Here is a 19,767-nt window from a genome sequence, read left to right as displayed (position 1 = left end):
GGGGCCTCGCTCAGTCCAGCATGTCGACCCGCCCGGACGCCAGGTCGTAGACGCCGCCGACGACCTTCAGCTCCCCGGTCCCCGCGAATTTCGCGAGGATGGGATCGAGCCGCCTGATCGTCTCGGAGCATCTGCGGACGTTGGCCTTGATGACGTTCTCGACCTTGTCCCCCCGCCCCTCCTCGGCGTCGCGCACGGCCGGGCGGATGGCGTCGACCAGCCCCTCGATCGCGCCTGGGAGCTTGTCCTTGGCGTCGATGTGGGCGACGGCCGCCTTGACCGCGCCGCACGCGGTGTGGCCGAGCACCAGGATCAGCCGGGCCCCTAGCTCGGCCACGGCGAATTCCAGGCTCCCCTGCACGATGGGCCCGCCGCCGGTGACCACGTTCCCCGCGACCCGGACGACGAACAGGTCGCCGACCCCCTGGTCGAAGATCAGCTCCGGGGCCACCCGCGAGTCGGCGCACGCGACGACGATGGCCGTCGGCGCCTGCCCCTCGGCCAGCGCGGCGAAGTCTTGCGGGCGACGGCGCGTCAGCAGCGAGGGGGTGCCGGCCACGAAGCGCCGGTTCCCCTCGAGCAGCCGGGCCAGGACGGCGTCCGGGTCGGCCGCCTCGCCGTCCGCGCCCGAGGCGCGGCCGGTTCGGGCCAATCCGACGCCGGCGGCCCCCGCGACGAGGCCGGCTGAGATCACGAAATCGCGGCGGGACGCGGATCGGTTCGATCGCATGGCGAATCCCCCTGCGAGCCGGCCATGGCTCCCTAGCGACGGCCCGCCTCGTCCCGGGAGGGCGGCCCGTCGGTCGAGCGACCACGGGCGTCGGGCCCATCCCGTCGGTTTGAACGTCGAACCGCGGCAGGACTTCCGAACTTCGCGACCCATCGTCGACCGGGGCGGGCGAGCATCGACCGCCCCGCGAATCTGAGGACAATTTAACCCGCGGATCCGGGTCCCGCCAGCGACAAGCCGCCAAACTCTTCGGATTCGGCGGGCCTCCGGTCAGTAGTAGAGCTGGAACCGCATCCAGAACATGTCGACGCCGTCGCGAGAATCCAGGGCGCCGTAGCGGACGGGGTCGTCGAAGTCGCCGCGGAGCCAGAACATGTAGACCTTCAGGTGCTCGTTCCAGTACCAGTTGAGCCCCGCCTCGTAGGTCGCGGCTCCGCTCGACCAGACTTCCGGGTCCGCGAGCCCGGCGTCGAAGATCTGTCGGCCCAACGACAGCCGGCTGTAACGGCCGACCAACTCCCAGGCCCCGATCCCGCGACGTCGATCGTCGCCGGCCGCCGTCACGGGCCGGAGGGGCGCCACCATGGCCCTGCGGTCGACGTGCTCGCCCGTCAGGAAATAGGCGCCCGTCACGTAGAACCCCGAGATCGGGACGTCCGCCGAGGTGCCCAGGACGGGCGACGCATAGCCGGCGTGGCCGTAGTTCCACTCGCCGATGACGGAGAGCCCCTTGTTGAAGTAGGCGGAGTGGACCGAGCCCAGCAGCCGGGGGCCCCGCTCCATCACGTCGCGGTTCAGCCTGAGGAACGGCGCGGCGGCCAGGTCCGCCTGGGGGGCGTTGGTCGGCGCCGTCGCGCCGACGCGGAACGCGAGCGGGACGGCGGGCTGGTCCTGGCGGCCGTGGGACACCGAGCCGCCGACGTTCCAGTTCCTGAGCGCCGGGAACCGTTCCGAGGCCTGGAACGGGCGGGCGTTCAGGTAGCCCATGAAGTCCTTCGCGTTGTTCACGTCCTCGAACGAATTCCGCGGGCCGGTGAAGACGCCCGCCGCGTAGTCGAGCCGCTTGTCGAACAGGAAGCCCCATCCCATCAGGCCGACCTGCCGGTTCGTCCCCAGGTTCGTCGTGAACAGCGACCGTTCGGGCGTCGGGAGCCAGAGGTTCCTGACGGCGAACTGGTCGTAGCCGAGCGGCGTGAAGTAGCGGCCGAAGCGGACCTGGAAGCGGTCGTCCGGGTGGAAGTTCAGGAAGGTCTCCAGGATGTTCAGCTCGCCGAAGCCCCGGTTCAGCGAGAAGACGTACTCGATCGGCCGCGTGATCCGGCCGTTGAAGAAGATCCGCTGGCGAGGGAGGTAGAACCCGTCGCGGAAAGGCGCGCCGCCGTTGGGGTCGCCCCAGACGCGGGCCTCGATCTGGGACTGGACGTGGACCTGGAGCAGGAACTCCTCGTCGGGGGTCTGGAACTGGAAGCCGGGGCCGAAGTGAGATTCCAGCGGGAGGCGGGACGGTGCCGCGATCGTGGAGAGGCCCGGCGCCCCGGATCGGAACGGGTTCGGCTCGATCGGCTGGGTCTCGTACTCGGGGACCGGCCCGTTGTACTCCGGCGGGCCTTCGAGCAAGGAGGCCGCGTCGGGCGTCAAGAAGCCCGGGGCCTCGGCCTCTTCCGCGGGGAGAGCTTCCGGGCCGATCGGTTGCGTCTCGTACTCGGGGACGGGGCCCGCGACCTCGGAGCCGCCGTCCTGGGGGCGCCGCGTCCTGGAGATCCGCCCGTCGAGCGTCCCCGGCCCGGGGGGACGCGAAGGCGCGCCGGGGAGCCGGGTCGAGAGGTCCTCGATCCGTTCCAGGAGCAGTCGCATCTGCTCGTCGTGCCGCCGCCGCTCCGCTTCGCCCTCCCGCCGGGTCCGCTCCAACCGCTCGACGAGTCTCTCGTTCAGGGCCTCGACGGCCCGGAGCCGATCCGCGAGCCCCTCGATCGAGGCGCCGGGACGCTGGGGGGTGTCCGCGTGAACCGCCGGCGGCGGCGTCGGCTCCTGGGATCGGGCCGGCGCGTCCAGGGTCGCGACGAGGGCCAGGCCCGCCTTCACGATCCGACGGCTCATTGGGCTCCTTCTCGTCGGTCCCACGCGCTTCGGCTCCGGCGCCGCAACCCCCCTCCCGAGATCGATGGCGGCGATGGGCATCCCCGCCGTCGCCGACGACGCGGAGATTATGAGGGGAAGCGATCCCCGGCAAGGCCGAATCGCCTGTCGCGAGCCTTCCTGGGACACCCGTCGCGACGTGGAGTTTTCGGCGGCCCGTTCCCTTCCCGCGGGTCATCGATTATTTTCCGGGAGGTTCGATGCATGTACGTCCCTTTCGCCGCGCCAATTTTCGGCTCCATTCGGATCGAATCGCGAATCGTGAAGGCCGTCGTCGCCCCGGCGGCCGCGGAAACCGCCCGGAGTTGCCCGAATGAGCATTCGAACGCGATCAACGGCCGTCACCGCCGTCCTCTCCCTCCTGCTGGCCGCCTCGATGGCGGCGGGATGCGGCGGCGAGGCCGCCCCCACGCCCGCGGACCCCTCGGCCGCGAAGGAATTCCTGACCCGCGCGCTCGATGCCTGGAAGGAGGGCAAGCCCAAGGATTCGCTCACGAAGGGGAGCCCCTCGCTCCTGGTCAACGATCCCGACTGGGAGCGGAAATCGAAGCTCACCGCGTACACGATCGAGGGCGACCCCCAGCCCCTCGGCGCGGGGGTGAAGTGGAGCGTCCCCTTGACCCTCTCCGCGCGGGGGAAGACCCTGGACAAGAAGGCCGAGTACGCCGTGAACATCGCCGAGGGTCTCGTCTCGATCTCTCGGATCGACCTGGATCTCTGACGCGGGGATCTCACATGCCGGACGAGCCCCCGGAGCGACCGCCGCCCCCCCCTCCCCCGAACCCCGCCGAGTGCCGACCGGCCTGCCCGGCGTGCGGCGGGAGGTTGGTGGAAATTCGGGCGAAGCTCGTCTGCTCGCGCTGCCGGACCATCTGCGAGACCTGTTGCGAGGGGGGGCCGGGATGAGCGGCGCGGTCGACGTCCCACCGGCCGAGGCCCTCGCGCGACTCGACCCCTCGGAGTCGCGGTACGCCCCCACGGTGGTCGACGCGCTGCTCTCGGCGGCCGTCGCCGCCGGGGCAAGCGACGTCCATGTCCACCCGATCGAGGACGGCCTCGACGTCCGCTGGCGCGTCGACGGCGTGCTGAAGCCCGTCGCCAAGCTGCCGAAGGCCGGCGCGCCCAACATCGTCGCCCGGCTGAAGGTGCTCGCGGAGCTGCTGACCTACAAGACCGACGTCCCCCAGGAAGGCCGGCTCCGTCGCGGCCCCGACGGCGTCGAGATGCGGCTCTCCATCTTCCCGACGCTCCACGGCGAGAAGGCCGTCATCCGCCTGTTCGCCGGCCCGGGCCGGTTCCTCGTCCTCGACGACCTCGGCCTCCCGGCCGAGGCGCGCGACGCCCTCTCGCGATGGCTCGACGAGACCTCCGGCGCGATCGTCCTGGCCGGCCCCTCCGGGAGCGGCAAGACGACCACAATTTACGCCTGCCTCCGCGAGCTGGCCCGCCGCAACGAGGGCCGACGCAGCCTGGCGACGCTGGAAGACCCGATCGAGTCGGCCCTGGAAGGCGTGGCGCAGTCGCAGGTCAACCCGGCCGCCGGCCTGACGCTGGAGGCCGGCCTCCGCGCCCTGCTTCGGCAAGACCCCGAGGTGATCGCCGTCGGCGAGATCCGCGACCGCGCCACCGCCGAGACGACCCTCCAGGCCGCCCTCACCGGCCACCTGACCCTCACCACGTTCCACGCCGGCGGCGCGTGCGAGGTCGTCGGCCGGCTGCTGGACATGGGCATCGAGCCCTACGCGATCCGCGGCGGCGTCCTGGGCGTGATCGCCCTGCGACTCGCCCGCCGCCTCTGCCCCGACTGCTCCCTCCCCGCCGCCGACCCGGCCGAACTCCTCGGCATCGCGGCCTCGTCCGCCCGCGTGGCGGTGGGGTGCCCCGCGTGCGGCGGGACCGGGTACTCCGGCCGCGTCCTCCTCGCCGAGATGCTCCCCGCGCTCGACGGCGAACTCGGCCGCGCCACCCTCGACCGCGCCGACGTCCGCCGCCTGGAAGCCATCGCCATCGAGGCCGGCATGATCACCCGATGGGACCGCGCCCGCGCCGCCATCGAGGAAGGCCGGACCTCCCCCGCCGAGATCCGCCGCGTCCTCGGCATGTCCGACCGCCCCTTCCGACAAACGTAAGAAATCCGCGGGCCCGCCGATTGACGCCCTGGGACATTTGTGATAGACCAGGATCTGTCACAGTTGTCGTAGGAGGGCGCGGCGATGGCGGACGACACCGCGAGGGGCGACGGCGGACGGCCGGCGACGATCGACGAGCTGGTCGCGCTGACGGAGGAGATCGCGGCGCTGGCGCGGGCCGGGTCGCCGCTGGAGGCGGGACTGGGCCGCGCCGGGGAGGAGCTGCCGGGGCGGATCGGCGGGCTGGCGGAGAGCCTGGCCGGGCGGATGCGCGATGGGGCGAGCCTCCCCGACGCGCTCGCGGCCGAAGGGGTCGCGATCCCCCCCCTGTACCGCGCGGTGGTCGAGGCGGGCGCGCGATCGGGCGACCTCCCGGCGGCGCTGGCGGGCGTCTCGCGCTACCTGCGCGGGTTCGCCGAGGCCCGGGAGTCTGTCGGGCTGGCGCTCTGGTATCCGCTGATCGTGGCGACGGTCGCCTATGCGTTGTTCGTCGCCTTGATGGTCGCCTTCGCCCCGAGGCTGGCGTCGGCCTTCGAGTCGCTCGGCCTGGCGACGCCCCGTGCGATGGCCCTCGTGGAGCGGGTGGGCGGGACGGCCTGGCTCTGGTGGCCCATCTGGCCGATCGCCCTGATCCTGCTGGCGATCGCCTGGGTCCGCTCGGGCCGCGCGGCGCGGTTCGACGGCCGATCGTGGAGCCTGTTGAGCCTGTTCCCCTGGATGCGGTCACTGGTGCGCGACCACCGCTCGGCGGGCTTCGCGGAGCTGCTGGCCCTGCTGCTGGAGAACCGCGTCGCCTACCCGAAGGCCGTGACGCTCGCGGCCGAGGCCACCGGCGACGCCCGCCTGATCGCCGAGGCCCGCGGCGTGGCCGCCGACCTGGAGCGTGGGCGATCGGCCGAGCAGGCGGTGTCGGGGGGAGGCTTCCGGTCGCTCTCGCCGATGCTCCGCTGGGCGCTGGCGCACGGGACGGCCGAGGGCTCCGTCCCCCGGGCGCTGCGGAACCTCGCCCCGATGTATCGCTCCCGCGCCGCCTCGAGCGCGGTGAAGCTTCGCGTGCTGCTCCCCTCGCTGATCGTGGCGACGGTCGGGGCCGCGGCGGTGTTGCTCTACGCGCTAACCGTCTTCGCGCCGCTCTCGGGCCTGCTGGACGAGCTGGCCGGGCCCTGAGGCCGGCGGCGGGCGAGCGGGCTAGGCGCGACGTGCCGATCGATGGGTTCCGGAGGGGGTCATGAGCGAATCCGAGGCGGGTGCTGGGCGGGGCGGGGAGCTTTCGGCGGAGGAGTCGGCGCGGCTGTCGCGGCACGTCGCGGGCGTCTCGGCCTCCGGGCTGCCGCTGGGGCCCGGCCTGCGGGCGCTGGCCGAGGAATCGCCTCGCGGGGCGTTCCGCGCCGCGCTGGTCGACCTTGCCGACGCCCTGGACCGGGGCGTCCCGCCGGACCAGGCGGTCGAGGGCGAGGCCGGTCGCGTGCCGCCTCACCTGCGCGGGCTCATCCGGGCCGGGATCCGCGCCGGCGACCTGGGGGACGTCCTGGGGCGGTTCGCCGACGTCGCCCGCGTCGGCACGGACCTTCGGCGCACGTTCTGGGCCGGGCTGATCTACCCGATCCTCGCCGTGGGGCTGACCATCGTGGTATTCGTCCTGGTCGACGCCCTCATCGTGGATCGCTTCAATCGGATCTTCCACGACTTCGGGATCCCGCTCCCGGGCATGACCATGCTGCTGCTGACCTTGTCCAGCATCATGAGGATCCTCGCGCCGTTCCTCCTCGCGGCGTTCGCGGGCCTGGTCCTGGCTTGGGCGTTCATCGGCATGCTCGCCTCGCGAGGCGCGCGAGACAGCCTGGTCGCGTGGACGCCGGTGATCGGGACGCTGTGGAAGTACACCGCGTGGGCCGAGTTCTGCCACCTGCTGGCGATGCTGCTGGAGGCCAGGATCCCGCTCCCGGAGGCCCTGCGGCTGACCGGCGCGGCGATCGAGAACCGCGACGTCGAACGCGCCTGCCGGGCGATGGCGAAGGGCGTGGAGGACGGTGCCCCGCTGTCCGCGGCGATGGCCGGCGACATGGCCGGCGCCGACCCCGACGGCCTTCGCGCGATCCGGCGCTCGATGCCCGAGGGCCTGGCCCGGCTCCTCCGCTGGGCCGAGGGCCACGCGGCGATCGCCGAGGTCCTCCGCATGGCCGGCGAGACGTTCCAGGCCCGCTCCCGCGCCGAGGTCGCCTTCGGGGGAGCGGCCGCGGGGTTCCTCGCGGCGGCCGCGGTGATCGTCGGCCTGTTCGTCGTGGTCGTCGGCCTGTTCCTGCCGCTGGTCACCCTGGTAACGAAGCTGTCGGGATGAACCCATCCATCTCCACCGGAGGCTCAAACCCATGAGCGGCCTGATTCGACTGGCGAGGCTCCGCCTCTGGAGCGACCGGGCCGCCGCCCGCGCGGCGCAATACGGAAGCTACGCCGTCGCCCCGGTCGTCCTCGTCCTCGCGGCGAGGGCGCTGACCAGGTTCGGGGCGACGGAGGTCGAGCTACTGATCGGCCTGCTCGCCGCCTGCGGCCTGGCCGTGGCGATGATCGCCCTGGGGACCGTGACGGCGATCCATGAAGAAATCCGGAGGCGATGACATGAGCCGGGGGCCGGAGGTATCACCGGGGGCGAAGGCGGGCGCGTCGTCCGCCGGCGGGTCGTGGGGCCTCGCCCGCGCGCTCGGCGTCGTGCTGGCCGCGGCGCTGTTCGTCTGGGCGTGGTCGTGGACCGGCCCCCTGGCCGTCATCCTGCTCGTCCTGTTCACGATCGCCATGGTCGTCGGCGCGTCGTTCATGGCCATCCGCGGCCGCGACAGCCAGCGTTACGCGCTGCTGTGGATGCTGGCGATCGCCGCGGATCATCGCATGCCGCTGGCGACCAGCGTGGAGGCGTTCGCGGGTCAATACCGCGGCGGCTTCCGCCGTCGGGTCGTCCGGCTGGCGGAGTTGCTCTCGAAGGGCACCGGACTCTCGGTCGCGCTCCGCCAGGTCCCGGGGCTGATGTCGGCCGAGACGGCGATGATGGTGGAGGTCGGCGAGGAGAACGACCGCCTCGGCGAGTCCCTTCGCCGGGCCGCGGCCCAGCAGTCGGAGCGGTCCACGGCCAGCCAGGAGCTGGCCTCGCAGATGAGCTACCTGGGGATCGTCCTGCTCATCGGCCAGGGGATCGTCTTCTTCATCCTCTACTTCATCATGCCGAAATTCGAGGCCATCTTCAACGACTTCGGGGTCGAGCTGCCCGCCGTCACCCGGGCCGTGATCAGGACGGCCCACTACCTGTCGTCGTCATTCATGATCGTCCCCCTGCTGACGCTCGCCGCGGCGTTCGCCTTCCTGTCGATCCCCTGGATGTCCGCGGACGGGGCGGCGTCGTGGCTCCCCGCGGGCTCGTCGCGCAGGCGGCACGCGGCCCTGATCCTCCAGGCGCTCGCGATGACCGCCAAGGCGAACCGGCCCATCGAGGCCGGCCTCCACACGCTGGCCCTGCGCTACCCCTCCTGCGGCATCCGCCGGCGGGTCGCCGCCGCCGAGGAGGACGTGAGGCGCGGCGTCGACTGGCGTGAGGCCCTGCTCCGCCGCGGCCTGATCCGGACGACCGACCGCGAGGCGCTGACCTCGGCCCAGGCCGTCGGCAACCTCCCCTGGGCGATGAACGACCTGGCCGACGCCGCGCTCCGGCGGGCGAACCTCCGCCGCGCCCTCGTCGCCCAGGCGCTCTGGCCGATCATCGTCGGGATGGTGGGGGTGGTCGTCGGCGTGCTGGCGCTGGCCTTCTTCATGCCGCTGGTCGAACTGATCGGGAGGCTCTCCTGATGCTCGCGAGACGAACGCCGCGCGCCCGCCGCGGCACGGTGTTGCTGGAGACGGCGATCTCGGCCCTGATGCTGACGATCGCGATGGCCCTCGCGGCGCAAGCGACGGCGGCCGTCGCCGCGCAGCGCCGCGAGTGGGACCGCCGGGGCGTCGCCGCCGTCGAGGTCGCCAACGCCCTCGAACGGATATCCGCCCGGACGTTCGCCGCTCTGGCCGTCGGGCCGATCGAGGGCCTGTCGCCCTCGCCCGCCGCCGCCGCGACCCTCCCCGGCGCCGAGCTGACCGCCGAGGCGGCCGACGACCCCGCCGGCGACATCCCGGCGCGTCGCGTGACGATCCGGCTCCGATGGCGCAACCACGCCGGCGACTGGGACGCGCCGGCGCGGCTCGTCACCTGGATCCACCAGCGGAAGGAGGCGGCGCGATGAGACGCCCGAAGGCACGGCCGGCTTCCCGCCGCCGCGGCGTGACGCTCGTGGAGATGACGGTCATGATGACGGCCGTCGCCGTGATGCTCGGCATATGCGCCCTCATGTTGGGGCTGGCGATGCGATTGCAGTCCGACGCGCTCGACGGCTTCGGCCGATCCGAGACGCTCGACCGCCTCGCCTCCCGCTTCCGCGACGACGCCCACTCCGCGCGCTCCGCCGCGGTCGACGGCCGGACGCTGCGGCTGACCGGCGAGGCGGATCGGTCCGTCGAGTACCGCGTCGACGAGGCCGGCGGGCTCTCCCGCGTCGTCGTCGCGGGCGGCAAGGACGCGGCTCGCGAGGATTACCGCCTGTCGGAGAGCGTCGGCGCGAGGGCGGAAGCCCGCGAGGTCGATGGCCGCCCGTTCGCCGCGCTGGCGGTCGACCTCCAGCGCCGTCGCGATCGCATCGATCCGATCCGGACGTGGGAGGTCGTGGCGGTCGTGGGCCGGAACGTCGCGCCCGAGGCGAAGGAAGGAGGCCGGCCGTGATCGCGCGTCCGAAACGTCGTCGAGGGCTGACCACGGTCGCCGTGCTGGCGCTGCTGGTCGTGCTGGGGCTCATCGCCTCCACGATCGTCGGCCTGGGCGCGACGTACCACTCGCGAAGTCGGGCCCGCGCCAGGGCCTTGCAGTCCGAGGCGCTCGCCGACGCGGGCCTCGATCGCGCGTTCGCCCGACTCGCGGCCGATCCCGACTACGCCGGCGAGCGGTGGGAGATCCCCGCCCCCTTGCTCGGCCTCCCCCCCGCCGAGGGCCCGGCCGCCGTGGTGACGATCGCGGTGGAGTCCGAGGGCGGGACGCGAGCCATCCGCGTCCAGGCCGATCACCCCGTCGACCCCGAGCGCCGCGCACGGTCCAGCCGCCGCGTCGTCTTGCCCGAGAAGCCCTGAAACCCGATCGAGGAGCGCCGTCATGATTTCGCGTAAGAGGGATGCGGCCGGCCGGCCTCGGCCGGGGTTCACGCTGATCGAGGTGCTGGGGGTGATCGCGATCATCGCCGTGCTGATCGCGCTCTTGCTGCCGGCCGTCCAGGCGGCGCGCGAGGCCGCCCGCCGCTCGCAGTGCGTCAACAACCTGATGCAGATTGGCGTGGCCCTGCACAACTACGAGGGGGCCTTCGAAGTCCTGCCCCCCGGCGTGGTCGACGAGGGCAACGGCCCGATCCTCGACCAGCCCAAGGGCTACGGCTTCGGCTGGCTGGTCCGCCTCGCGCCGTACATGGAGATGAAGAACGTCTACAACCACTTCAACTTCCAGGTCGGCCTCTACGACGAGGTGAACCAGACGACGCGGGCGCGGCTGCTGAGCAGCTTCATCTGCCCGTCGGACCCCAGGGGGGGCAGGCGCGACGGCCATGAGTTCCCGGCGTCGAGCTACGTCGGCATGCACCACGACGTCGAGGCGCCCATCGCGGCCGACAACCGGGGCGTCCTGTTCCTCAACAGCGCCATCCGCTACGAGGACGTCCCGGACGGCTCCAGCAACACGATCTACGCCGCCGAGAAGCGGATCGACGGCACCGACCTGGGCTGGGCCTCGGGCACCCGCGCCACCCTGCGGAACGCCGGCTCGCCCCCCAACGCCCGCGACGGCGTGCTCATCCACGCGGAGGGAGGCCCGATCGAAAGGGCCGCTTATCAATCCGACCCCGAGCACGCCGGTAAGTTCGTCGGCGGGATCGGCTCGTACCACCCCGGCGGGGCGAACACGCTGTTCGGCGACGGCTCCGTCAAGTTCATCAAGGACTCGATGGCGATCGGGACGTTCCGCCTTCTCGTCAACCGGGCCGACGGCGAGGTCATCGACGCCAACTCCTACTAACCGCCCGTCGCGGGAGGTCGAACGATGAAGCGGTCGGGCTTTACCCTGGTGGAGTTCCTCGTGGTCCTGGGGATCATCGGGACCATCCTCGCGCTGCTGGTCCCCGCGCTCCGGGGCGCGGCCGAGGCGGCGCGCCGGGCCCAGTGCCTGAACAACCTGAAGCAGACGCACCTGGCGCTCCAGAGCTACCACTCCTCGCACGCCGTCTTCCCGCCGGGCGTCGTCGATCACGCCCGGCCGCTGGACCCCACGGTCGCCACGCGCCGCGTGAGCTGGGCGGCCATGATCCTCCCCTGGACCGAACAGCAGGCCGTCTACAACGCGATCAACTTCGAGGTCGCGTCGACCGACCCCGGGAACTTGACGGCCCGCCGCGTCCGGATCAGCATGTGGCTCTGCCCCGATTCCTCGCCGGAAGGGGCCGCCTGGTCTCAAGGTTGGGCCTCCTGGTTCCGCCCGGCCACGGCCGAGTCCGAAATCGGCCCGTCGAGCTACGCCGCCTGCCACAACGACGTCGAGAAGGTGATCGACGCCGACGACCACGGCGTCCTGTTCCTCAACAGCCGCGTCCGAGCGGCCGACGTGCTCGACGGCCTCTCGCAGACGATCTTCGTGGGCGAGGTCTTCCAGCCGTCGGCCGACGGCTGGTTCGTGGGCGGGCGTTCCACGCTCCGCAACACCGGCGCGGCGATCAACGGCCTGGACGTCGCGGCGCTGGGCGAGGTCGCGAACTCCGACGCCTGGCGAGGCTCGGCGCGGACGCCCGCGGCGCTGGAGTCGCTGGCCGCGTCGGGCGAGGTCGACCTCCCGCCGGCGTACGTCGGGGGCTTCGGGAGCCGGCATCGCGGGGGCGGGGCGCTCTTCGCCTTCGGCGACGGCTCGGCCCGGTTCGTGCGCCAGTCGATCGACCCGGCCGTCTATCGACGGCTGGGAGACCGCGACGACGGAGAGGAGGTGGACGGCGATGCGTACTGATCCGAGCCGCGGATTCACGCTGATCGAGTTGCTCATCGTGGTGGGCGTCATCAGCGTGCTGATCTCGCTGCTGCTGCCGGCCGTGCAGTCGGCCCGCGAGGTCGCGCGCCGTGTCCAATGCACGAACAACATGCTCCAGATCGGCCTCGCGATGGAGAACTACGCGGCGTCGAACCGCGTCTATCCGCCGGGCGTCGTCGACGCCGAGGGGCCCGTCACCATCGAGCCGAGCGGCTACCGCGTCGGCTGGGCGGCGCGGATCCTGCCGTTCCTGGAGCATCGGAACGCGTACAACGCCTTGAATTTCCGCTACGGGGCGTTCGCCGAGGAGAACCGGACGGCGTCGGGCCGGAGGCTCAATAACTACGTCTGCCCGTCGTCGCCCAACCAGGACAACGGCATGAACTACGCGGGCTGCCACAACGACGAGGAGAAGCCAATCGGCGCGGACGACCACGGCGTCCTGTTCCTCAACAGCCGGGTCGCCCGGGCGGACCTCGTGGACGGCCCGGCGTTCACGATCGTCGCGGGAGAGGGCCGCGGCTCGATCGCCTACGGCGGCTGGGCGGCGGGCACGGCGGCCACCCTCCGCAACGCCGGCTGGGACGTCAACGACGAGGGTTCGCCCGAGTTCTCCCTCGCCGAGCATCTCCGCGTGGCGGGACGCGCCCGGCCTTCCGGCGGCGGTTTCGACCCGACCGCGATCCGCGACATGATCGAGGCCGGAGACATGAAGGCCGACGTGGTCGGCGGCTTCGGAAGTTACCATTCCACCGGCGCGAACTTCCTGCTCGGCGACGGCTCGGTCCGGTTCCTCAAGAGCAAGATCGACCGCCGCGTCTTGCGGGCCCTCGCCAACCGCGCCGACGGCGTGATCATCGACGGCGACGCCTTCTGACCGCGGCGGGGCGTCGCACGCGACGCCCCGCCGGCCGGGTCTTCAGAAGTCCATGTCCTGGCGCGAGACCGCGACGACGTCGTCGGCGATGTTCACGACGTACACGGCCTGCTTCTTGACGTTCTTGCCCTTCGCGGAGAGCAGCGTCAGCGGCACGGTCCACTGCACGCCCGCCCCGAGCGGCTGGCCCTCGCCTTCGAGGGCGTAGTGGGAAAGCGTCGACTTCCGGTCCCAGTCGGGATCCTTCACGAGGATCGTGGGGCTCCCGGACGCGAGCGAGTCCCTGGGCTCGCCCGCCTTCCAGGCGTCGAGCGCCCGGGTCAGGTATTCCTTCGCGGCCGAGACGTCGGTGGCCGCGGGGGCCGCGTCGCCGCACCCCGCCGCCAGGGAGGCGGCGAGGAAGAGGGCGACCACGGGGGTCGTTCTGGCTGTCATGTCGCTGCTCCGCTCACATGGCGTCGGCGCTGATGACCTCGCCCATGTTGCGAGAGCCCATGGCGCGCCAGGTCTGGATGTTGATCGAGTCCTTGATGAACTTGACCGAGCCGTCGCCGAGCAGGACGTTCACCCCGCCGGCGTGCTTGCTGTTGGCCGTGGTCGCGATCCGCATCGGCGGGAACATGCACGAGCGGGACGAGGGCGGGCCGACGTGATAATACGACGTCGTCGAGTGGTAGCCGTAGATCCAAGGCGCGCCGACGTCGGAAAAGCCCTGCCGGGCGATGTCGCGCCAGTTCATGTCGCGGCAGGCCCGCACGGCCTCGTCCTGGGTGGCCGGGTAGACGCCCGGCTGGAAGGTGTCGCCGTGCTCGGTGGCGACGGCCTGGTTGAAGTCGCCGATGATGTGCTCGCTGAACATCGCGGTGTTCGACGTGCCGTCGGTCGCCTCGGCCACCCCCCTCGCCTCGTTGGCGAAGAACAGGCCGTCGGGCGCCCGCATCGCCGCGTTGGCGTTGCCGGGGTCGGACCTGCCGTGCCCGAAGAGGAAGTTGGAGCCCTCGCACGCGCGGTAGTTGTTCCCCGCGTAGCCGGCCGGGATGGTCGTGGCGGCGTCGGACGGGCAGAGGAACCCGGAGACGACCGAGGCGCGGACGGTCCGGTTGCCGTCGTAGCCGCCGTTGGCCGGGTCCGGGTTCCACGTCAGGTTGAAGTTGATCGCCTGGTAGAGCGGCGTCTGTTCCATGAACGGGAGGATCTGGCTGTGCGGCGAGTAAGCCCGGCTGATGCTCACGGCCCCCCCAGCGCCCACCTCGACCGCGCGGCCGAGCGGGAACTTCTGGTGGACGTCGTGGTAGTTGTGCGTCGCGAGCCCGATCTGCTTCAGGTTGTTGACGCACTGGGCGCGGCGGGCGGCCTCGCGGGCCGCTTGCACCGCGGGCAGGAGCAGCGCGATCAGGACGGCGATGATCGCGATCACCACCAGCAGCTCGATCAGCGTGAAGCCGCGGGGGCGGCGACGGACGTGGGCGTGCATGTGGACCTCCGACGACGGGACGAATGAATTTGATGAAGGGATCGATCCGTCAGAATTCGAGCGGGAGCCCGGCGGCCTCGGTCACGCGATTGAAGAAGGAGGCGACCGTGACGAAGTAGACGACCTCGGCGGTCTCGCGGTCGCTGAAGTGCGCGCGGACGGCCTCCACGTCGGCGTCGGTGACGAGCGCCGGGTCGGCGGTCAGCTTCCTCGCGAGGTGGAACACCGCCTTGCGGCCGGCGTCGAAGCTGTCGTCGGGGGCGTCGATCGCGAAGACGGCGTCGTCGGACTGGCCGAGATCCTTCAGCCGCCGGAGCGCGTGGCCGGTCGCGTACCAGGCGCGATCCTGCCGGGCGGCGACCCAGGCGATCTGGGCGCGGAGCGTCGGGTCGAGGACGCCCACGTCGGGCGAGGCGGCGGCGGCGATGCTCACGACGCGGGCCCGGCCGGCCTCGGGGAAGTTCGCGAGCAGGCGGACCCAGTTCGCCGACGGCTCCGCGGACGAACCCGTCGGCAGGATCTCGCGGGCGCGCTCCTCGCTCGCGAGGGCGAGCCGCGGCTTGCGGTCTCGGGCCGCGGCCAGGCGGGCCTCGACGACGTCACGCGGCTCGAGCGCCGGGCGATTGGACGCGACCGGGCGGCAGACGGCCTGGCCGGCCTCGCGCGCCGGGTCCAGCGGGGCGACCAGGCTGGCGCGGTCGCGGAAGGCCGCGGCGGTGGGCGTTAGGTAGTCGCGATGGTCCTCCTGCGGGATCGCCAGGCCGCCGGTCCAGCGGGTCATCGCGTTGTAGTTGCCCGTCGAGAAGATCATGTCCAGGATCGCCGGCTCGTCGAAGTAGCGCCGGAGGCCGTCGACGTCCGCGTCGGTCACGTCCTGGGGAGACCGCGTCAGCTTCGCCACGAACGCGAAGGCCGCCGCGCGGTCGGGCGGGAAGGCCGACCAGTCGGAGTCCAGCGCGGCCAGTTCATCGTCGGTGACGCCCACGGCCTGGAGCTTCACCTCCTGATGGCCCAGGCAGTAGTAGCAGTTGTTGGCGCGGGCGACGAGCCAGAAGAACATGATGCGGAACGTCGGGTCGAGCGGCATGGCCGGGTCGCCGGCCCCCCATCGGAGGATCGCCTTCGCGTCGGGCTTCGCGGCGTCGGCCGGACGGACGTAGAACTCGCTCCGGAACTCCGGCGCGAGGTAATGCATCCGCATCCGGCCGTTGTTCACGATGCCCCCCATGGGGTTGCCGGGGTTCCGCTCCGCCTGCTCGGCGCGGGCCCGGTCGTCGTCGGTCAGCGGCGGCAAGGGGAGGCGTGACTTGCTCGACTTCGACCCTTCGAGCACCTCCTTGAGCTCCGGCCGGGTCACCGCCACCGGCGGCGGCGCGGCCTCGTCCTCCGCGAAGGCGGGGCACGCGAAGGGCAGCAGCGCCGACGCAATCATGAATCGCCTGATGGCCATGAGAACACTCCACGATGAAAGAATGAATCCGACTTGGATGGTCAGGCGCGGGCGCGCCACGCGGCCGAGGAGCCGCGTCGGGGCGCCAGGCCCGTGACGCGAGCCGGCCCCTGGCGGCAAGCGACTCGCCGTGGCTCAAGCGATGACGGTGACGATGACGGATCCGTCGCGCGCTTCGCGCGCGGGTCGGTCGGGGCGCGCGGGAGCGCCGTCGAGGGGCGAACTCCGCGCGCAAGGGGGGCGCGCGAAGGGGTCGGTCATCGGGGCGGGTCGAGCAGGTCGTCGCCGCCCGTGCCGGGGCTGAGCGCGTCGGAGCGGGCGACCAGGCGGGCGCCGCCGTCGGGCCCGGGGTCGACGGGCGTCGGGGCGCACGCCCAGGACTCGGCGCGGAGGTCGACGCCCCCGGTGAAGTCCATGCCGGCGGGCCCGTCGGTCCTGGCGCAGAACGCGCCGGTGCAGCCGGGGGGCTTCAGGGGCGAGGTGGGCTCGTCGCCGACGATCTCGGCCGAGAAGGTCGAGGCCGCCACTCCCACGGCCTCGGCAGGATGCGCCAGGCCGCCGCAGCTCGCCCGCGCGTCGGCCGACCAGGCGAAGGCCAGGGTCGCCGCCGAGAGGGCCGCCCAGACGGGGGCCGCGAACAGGGATATCCTGGCGCGTCGAGGCGTCATGGGATCGAGATCGTCGCTCGCTGGATCGGGGCCCCGTCATGGAATGGAGACGGGCGGGGCCGAACCGGATCAAACCACACGGCGGGTTCAATCTATGACGTCAACGTCCGACTTTCAAGCCCGGACCGATCGCCCGGGGCCGACTTGTCAATCCCAAGGAATTCGTCGCGACGAAGAATCCGGCCGCGCCCCCCTCGCCCGACCGGCGGCGGCTGGCATAACGAGGCGCGGCCGGTCCGACGGTCATTCCACCGTCATCACGCCGTTCATGACCATCCAGTGACCGGGGAAGCTACAAAGGAACGGGTAGCGGCCGGGGGCCGTGGGGGCGACGAAATCGATCGAGGATTCGGACCCCGGGTCGACGACGTCCACGTAGGCCAGCACGTCGTCGGTCCTGGGGATGTAGTTCCGCGCGGCGGCGTCGGGCTCGGCGATGATCCGGTTCACCAGGTCGCCGACCACCTCCAGCGTCCCGGGGCGGAGCAGGACCCAGTTGTGCGGCACGACGTCCGGGTTGATGAACGTCAGGCGGATGGTCTCCCCGGCCTTCACCTTGAACGCGGGGGTGGCGAACGTCAGGTTCTTGCCCGCCGTCACCTCCACCTTGCGCGCGTTCGGCAGCTTCTTCGCCCAGGGGTTCGGCTCCTTCTTGTACTTGAGCGCCGCCATGTCGGCCAGCCGCGGGTGGGCCGCGACGATCTTCTCCGTCGGCCGATAGCCCGGGAACTCGGTGAACGGCGGGGCAAGCTTGTGGACGGTGGCGAACAGCTCCTGCGGCCAGCCGTCGCCCAGGTCCAGGCGCAGGTGGAGCGTGTCGACCGGCTGCACGTCGGGGATCTCCAGGAACAGCGTCCGGCCGTCGCCGACGACATGGACGCCCCGGATCGGAAGGACGTCATGGCCGGCCGTCCCGGGGTGCCGCGCGGAGTATTCCAGCGAGCCGTAGCCTCCGCTGTAGCGGTAATTCCACGCCTGCGCGAAGCAAGCCCCAGGGAGGGCGGCGGCCGACGGGTCAATCGGGAGGTTGAAGCCCAGGACCACGCCGTTCTCGACGACCCGGATTGAGCGCGGCGCCTGGACCGGGTCGCCGGTGTAGCGGAGGCGCTGGAAGCAGCCGTCGAGCGCCGAGTACGTCCCCCATCCCGCCTGGCCCACGACATAGAGCTGGCCGTCGACGGGGTTGAACCGGCCACGATGGATGCCCGAGAGGTAGTCGCCCGGGATCGGCCAGACGGCGCCCTGGGCCTGGCCGTCGACAACGTCGCGGAGCAGCAGGAACGCCGACGCCGCGCCGTAGGACAGGTGGATCCGGTTCCCCAGGAACGGCGCCCAGCGCTCGCTCGTCACCTCGACCTGCTCGGCGCTCGAGTTGTCGATCCCGCGCGGGAGGTAGACCAGCGGCAGCGCGGGGACCTGGTCGTCCTTCGGCCCGGGGTAGCCGTAGTGGGCGCCGGGGGTGATGTCGCAGACCTGCGAGGTCGGCACCCATTCCCCCTCGGACTGGGGGGCGGAGAGTATCCCGGATCGCGTCAGACCGAGCCCGTCCGGGTTGCGGAAGCCGGTGGCGAGGACCGTCGGCGGGCCTCCGTCGGGGGGGACGCGGAGGATGCCCTGCGGGCCGGACGCCGTGTAGAAGTTCCCCTCGGCGTCGCGCTGGAGTCCGCAGACGAAGTCGTGGCCGGCGGGCGACGTGAAGTAGGCGTTGTTGACGCAGCGGTGGAAATCGGCCTCGCCGTCCCCGTCGAGGTCCTTCAGTTCCGTGATCTGATCGCGCCCCACGACGTACACCGAGCCGTCGGCGACGACCACCCCCTGCGGCTGGTGCAGGCCCGAGGCGAACCGCCGCCAGGTGACGCGCTCCAGGGCGTCGTCGATGCCGGAGACGCGCCACACGTCCCCCTCCATCGTGGCGACCATCGCCGTGCCGTCGGGGAGGAAGTCGAGCCCGCCGAAATACATCAGCGCCTTCCACGGGTTCTCGTAAGGCGGCTCGATCACGTCGATGGCGAAGGGCCGCGTCTCCGACCTCTTGCCGCGCGTGGTGAGCGTCTGGGGCCATCGCGAAGGCCCTCCGCGCGTCAGGTCGCGGAGCGAATGCGTCGCGGCGGGGCCGGCCTCGCGGACGAAGTTGCCGGCCTCGTCCACCCACGGGGCGTCGAGCCAGTCCTCGCCGTCGATCCGGTACGCGAAGATGATCCGCTTTCCGTGCCGGTAGTAGCCTTGATATGTGAATGGCTTCTCGGGGGCCGCTCCTTCGGGCTTGGGCTGGAGCTGGCCGTCGAGGATCAGGCCCCCCAGGAAACCGTGGCGGACGTCCGAGAATTTGAGGAACCCGCCCGTCCAGAGCGCCGGGTACGTGAGCGTCTGGGGGTCGAAGCAGGCGGACAGCTGGCCTTCCTCCCCCAGCCGGACGCAGACCGCCTTGGGGATCGTCTCGTCGCCCGCGCGGAGGACCCCGGCCAGGACGGAGCCCAGGTCCGACTCGTTCCAGCGGCCGTCGGCCCAGGTGGTCTCGTTCTGGTTGCCCCAGTGGCCGCGCTTGCCGCCGTCGAGCCCGGGATACATCGGGAGGAGCGACGGCGGGTTGGGCTGGGCGCGGAAGAAGTCGGCTTCCTTGGCGTAGAAGTCGAACGTCCGCTGGCGGTTGACGTGGTCGTCGGCGCTGGCGTAAAACTCCGGCCGCAACGGCTTGCGATCATGCTCGAAATCGACGGGCGCGGGGGCGTGGGCGTGGACCGGAGGGGAGAGCGTCGGGGTGGGGACGCCTTCGGCGCCCAGGCTCAGCAGGAAGGCGAACAGGTCGGCCCGCTCGCGCGGCGACATCGGCGTCGTCAGCCCGTCGGGCATCAGCGTCCCCAGCGGCTTCGACTCCTCGATCTCGGACTTCGCCAGCGTGACGGCCTCGCCAAGCGACACGTCGCGGATCCGGACGGCGTCGGCGGTCTCGCCCTCCTTGTAGCCCTGGACGACCCGGCCGTCGTCGAGCGCGAAGCCGAACGCCTCGTACTCCGGCTTCACCTTGAGTCGCGGCCAGAGGACCGACGCGACGATCTCCTCGGGCGTCGCCGTCTTGGTGACGGTCGTCAGGTCGGGCCCGATCGCCCCCCCCCGCCCCCCGACGGCGTGGCACGAGAAGCAGGTGTAGCGGACGTCCGTGAAGACGGCCGCGCCCCGCGCGGG

General features: G+C 71.9%; 19 protein-coding genes. 12 read left to right on the top strand and 7 right to left on the bottom strand.

All coding sequences use genetic code 11. The annotated features are described in order from the left end of the window. Positions 1 to 10: 10 nt before the first annotated feature. Both WG209_RS05380 and WG209_RS05375 read right to left on the bottom strand, forming a co-directional pair. Positions 11 to 730, bottom strand: coding sequence for a carbonic anhydrase (locus tag WG209_RS05380; RefSeq protein WP_337173986.1), 720 nt, complete (start codon positions 728 to 730; stop codon positions 11 to 13). Positions 731 to 1,000: 270 nt separating this feature from the next. Further along, the gene (locus WG209_RS05375; RefSeq protein ID WP_337173985.1) at positions 1,001 to 2,827 is read right to left on the bottom strand and encodes a porin; all 1,827 of its coding nucleotides are present in this window, start codon (positions 2,825 to 2,827) and stop codon (positions 1,001 to 1,003) included. Positions 2,828 to 3,179: 352 nt separating this feature from the next. Between WG209_RS05375 and WG209_RS05370 the strand changes: the two genes are divergently transcribed. The 12 genes from WG209_RS05370 to WG209_RS05315 all read left to right on the top strand — a co-directional run bounded on the left by WG209_RS05370 (position 3,180) and on the right by WG209_RS05315 (position 12,992). Beyond that, entirely contained in the window at positions 3,180 to 3,587 is a 408-nt protein-coding gene (locus WG209_RS05370) for a hypothetical protein (RefSeq protein WP_337173984.1), read from the top strand. Between the two features lie 181 nt (positions 3,588 to 3,768). Further along, a complete protein-coding gene (locus tag WG209_RS05365) occupies positions 3,769 to 4,995 on the top strand; it encodes a GspE/PulE family protein (RefSeq protein WP_337173983.1) in 1,227 nt (408 codons plus the stop codon). A gap of 84 nt (positions 4,996 to 5,079) precedes the next feature. Then, the gene (locus WG209_RS05360; RefSeq protein WP_337173982.1) at positions 5,080 to 6,162 is read left to right on the top strand and encodes a type II secretion system F family protein; all 1,083 of its coding nucleotides are present in this window, start codon (positions 5,080 to 5,082) and stop codon (positions 6,160 to 6,162) included. A 61-nt stretch (positions 6,163 to 6,223) separates the two neighbouring features. Beyond that, the gene (locus WG209_RS05355; RefSeq protein ID WP_337173981.1) at positions 6,224 to 7,333 is read left to right on the top strand and encodes a type II secretion system F family protein; all 1,110 of its coding nucleotides are present in this window, start codon (positions 6,224 to 6,226) and stop codon (positions 7,331 to 7,333) included. A gap of 31 nt (positions 7,334 to 7,364) precedes the next feature. Continuing rightward, positions 7,365 to 7,610 (top strand): hypothetical protein, encoded by a 246-nt coding sequence (locus WG209_RS05350; RefSeq protein WP_337173980.1) that lies wholly within the window; start codon positions 7,365 to 7,367, stop codon positions 7,608 to 7,610. 1 nt (position 7,611) lies between these two features. After that, complete coding sequence (locus tag WG209_RS05345; protein WP_337173979.1) at positions 7,612 to 8,826, top strand: type II secretion system F family protein; 1,215 nt, start codon at positions 7,612 to 7,614, stop codon at positions 8,824 to 8,826. Then, positions 8,826 to 9,254 carry a hypothetical protein gene (locus WG209_RS05340; RefSeq protein WP_337173978.1) on the top strand — a complete coding sequence of 143 codons (429 nt, stop codon included), beginning with the start codon at positions 8,826 to 8,828 and terminating at the stop codon, positions 9,252 to 9,254. The genes WG209_RS05345 and WG209_RS05340 overlap by 1 nt, the downstream gene beginning before the upstream one ends. Then, entirely contained in the window at positions 9,251 to 9,787 is a 537-nt protein-coding gene (locus tag WG209_RS05335) for a hypothetical protein (protein WP_337173977.1), read from the top strand. The genes WG209_RS05340 and WG209_RS05335 overlap by 4 nt, the downstream gene beginning before the upstream one ends. Next, complete coding sequence (locus tag WG209_RS05330) at positions 9,784 to 10,188, top strand: hypothetical protein (protein ID WP_337173976.1); 405 nt, start codon at positions 9,784 to 9,786, stop codon at positions 10,186 to 10,188. Before WG209_RS05335 ends, WG209_RS05330 begins: the two co-directional genes overlap by 4 nt. A gap of 22 nt (positions 10,189 to 10,210) precedes the next feature. After that, positions 10,211 to 11,119 carry a DUF1559 domain-containing protein gene (locus WG209_RS05325; protein ID WP_337173975.1) on the top strand — a complete coding sequence of 303 codons (909 nt, stop codon included), beginning with the start codon at positions 10,211 to 10,213 and terminating at the stop codon, positions 11,117 to 11,119. Positions 11,120 to 11,143: 24 nt separating this feature from the next. Then, positions 11,144 to 12,094 (top strand): DUF1559 domain-containing protein, encoded by a 951-nt coding sequence (locus tag WG209_RS05320; RefSeq protein WP_337173974.1) that lies wholly within the window; start codon positions 11,144 to 11,146, stop codon positions 12,092 to 12,094. After that, positions 12,084 to 12,992: a DUF1559 domain-containing protein gene (locus WG209_RS05315; protein WP_337173973.1), complete on the top strand. Its 909-nt coding sequence runs from the start codon at positions 12,084 to 12,086 to the stop codon at positions 12,990 to 12,992. The genes WG209_RS05320 and WG209_RS05315 overlap by 11 nt, the downstream gene beginning before the upstream one ends. A gap of 42 nt (positions 12,993 to 13,034) precedes the next feature. Here the strand turns inward: WG209_RS05315 and WG209_RS05310 are convergent, their stop codons facing one another. The 5 genes from WG209_RS05310 to WG209_RS05290 form a co-directional block, all read right to left on the bottom strand. Next, a complete protein-coding gene (locus WG209_RS05310) occupies positions 13,035 to 13,427 on the bottom strand; it encodes a hypothetical protein (RefSeq protein ID WP_337173972.1) in 393 nt (130 codons plus the stop codon). Positions 13,428 to 13,440: 13 nt separating this feature from the next. Beyond that, a complete protein-coding gene (locus WG209_RS05305) occupies positions 13,441 to 14,466 on the bottom strand; it encodes a DUF1559 domain-containing protein (RefSeq protein WP_337173971.1) in 1,026 nt (341 codons plus the stop codon). 49 nt (positions 14,467 to 14,515) lie between these two features. Continuing rightward, complete coding sequence (locus WG209_RS05300) at positions 14,516 to 15,916, bottom strand: hypothetical protein (protein WP_337173970.1); 1,401 nt, start codon at positions 15,914 to 15,916, stop codon at positions 14,516 to 14,518. Between the two features lie 257 nt (positions 15,917 to 16,173). After that, positions 16,174 to 16,584 (bottom strand): hypothetical protein, encoded by a 411-nt coding sequence (locus WG209_RS05295; RefSeq protein WP_337173969.1) that lies wholly within the window; start codon positions 16,582 to 16,584, stop codon positions 16,174 to 16,176. 243 nt (positions 16,585 to 16,827) lie between these two features. Next, on the bottom strand, positions 16,828 to 19,767 hold a 2,940-nt coding region (locus tag WG209_RS05290), incomplete at its 5' end, for a DUF6797 domain-containing protein (protein WP_337173968.1).

This window comes from Paludisphaera sp. (assembly GCF_037189885.1).
Taxonomy (GTDB): Bacteria; Planctomycetota; Planctomycetia; order Isosphaerales; family Isosphaeraceae; genus Paludisphaera.
The sequence above is the reverse complement of the archived record's forward strand: the minus strand, read 5'-3'. Positions and strand labels throughout refer to the sequence as shown.

Bases quoted from the DNA above. Each gene is read 5' to 3' on its own strand.
- WG209_RS05380 (WP_337173986.1), bottom strand. From the start codon at position 730: ATGCGATCGAACCGATCCGCGTCCCGCCGCGATTTCGTGATCTCAGCC.
- WG209_RS05375 (WP_337173985.1), bottom strand. From the start codon at position 2,827: ATGAGCCGTCGGATCGTGAAGGCGGGCCTGGCCCTCGTCGCGACCCTG.
- WG209_RS05370 (WP_337173984.1), top strand. From the start codon at position 3,180: ATGAGCATTCGAACGCGATCAACGGCCGTCACCGCCGTCCTCTCCCTC.
- WG209_RS05365 (WP_337173983.1), top strand. From the start codon at position 3,769: ATGAGCGGCGCGGTCGACGTCCCACCGGCCGAGGCCCTCGCGCGACTC.
- WG209_RS05360 (WP_337173982.1), top strand. From the start codon at position 5,080: ATGGCGGACGACACCGCGAGGGGCGACGGCGGACGGCCGGCGACGATC.
- WG209_RS05355 (WP_337173981.1), top strand. From the start codon at position 6,224: ATGAGCGAATCCGAGGCGGGTGCTGGGCGGGGCGGGGAGCTTTCGGCG.
- WG209_RS05350 (WP_337173980.1), top strand. From the start codon at position 7,365: ATGAGCGGCCTGATTCGACTGGCGAGGCTCCGCCTCTGGAGCGACCGG.
- WG209_RS05345 (WP_337173979.1), top strand. From the start codon at position 7,612: ATGAGCCGGGGGCCGGAGGTATCACCGGGGGCGAAGGCGGGCGCGTCG.
- WG209_RS05340 (WP_337173978.1), top strand. From the start codon at position 8,826: ATGCTCGCGAGACGAACGCCGCGCGCCCGCCGCGGCACGGTGTTGCTG.
- WG209_RS05335 (WP_337173977.1), top strand. From the start codon at position 9,251: ATGAGACGCCCGAAGGCACGGCCGGCTTCCCGCCGCCGCGGCGTGACG.
- WG209_RS05325 (WP_337173975.1), top strand. From the start codon at position 10,211: ATGATTTCGCGTAAGAGGGATGCGGCCGGCCGGCCTCGGCCGGGGTTC.
- WG209_RS05320 (WP_337173974.1), top strand. From the start codon at position 11,144: ATGAAGCGGTCGGGCTTTACCCTGGTGGAGTTCCTCGTGGTCCTGGGG.
- WG209_RS05315 (WP_337173973.1), top strand. From the start codon at position 12,084: ATGCGTACTGATCCGAGCCGCGGATTCACGCTGATCGAGTTGCTCATC.
- WG209_RS05310 (WP_337173972.1), bottom strand. From the start codon at position 13,427: ATGACAGCCAGAACGACCCCCGTGGTCGCCCTCTTCCTCGCCGCCTCC.
- WG209_RS05305 (WP_337173971.1), bottom strand. From the start codon at position 14,466: ATGCACGCCCACGTCCGTCGCCGCCCCCGCGGCTTCACGCTGATCGAG.
- WG209_RS05300 (WP_337173970.1), bottom strand. From the start codon at position 15,916: ATGGCCATCAGGCGATTCATGATTGCGTCGGCGCTGCTGCCCTTCGCG.
- WG209_RS05295 (WP_337173969.1), bottom strand. From the start codon at position 16,584: ATGACGCCTCGACGCGCCAGGATATCCCTGTTCGCGGCCCCCGTCTGG.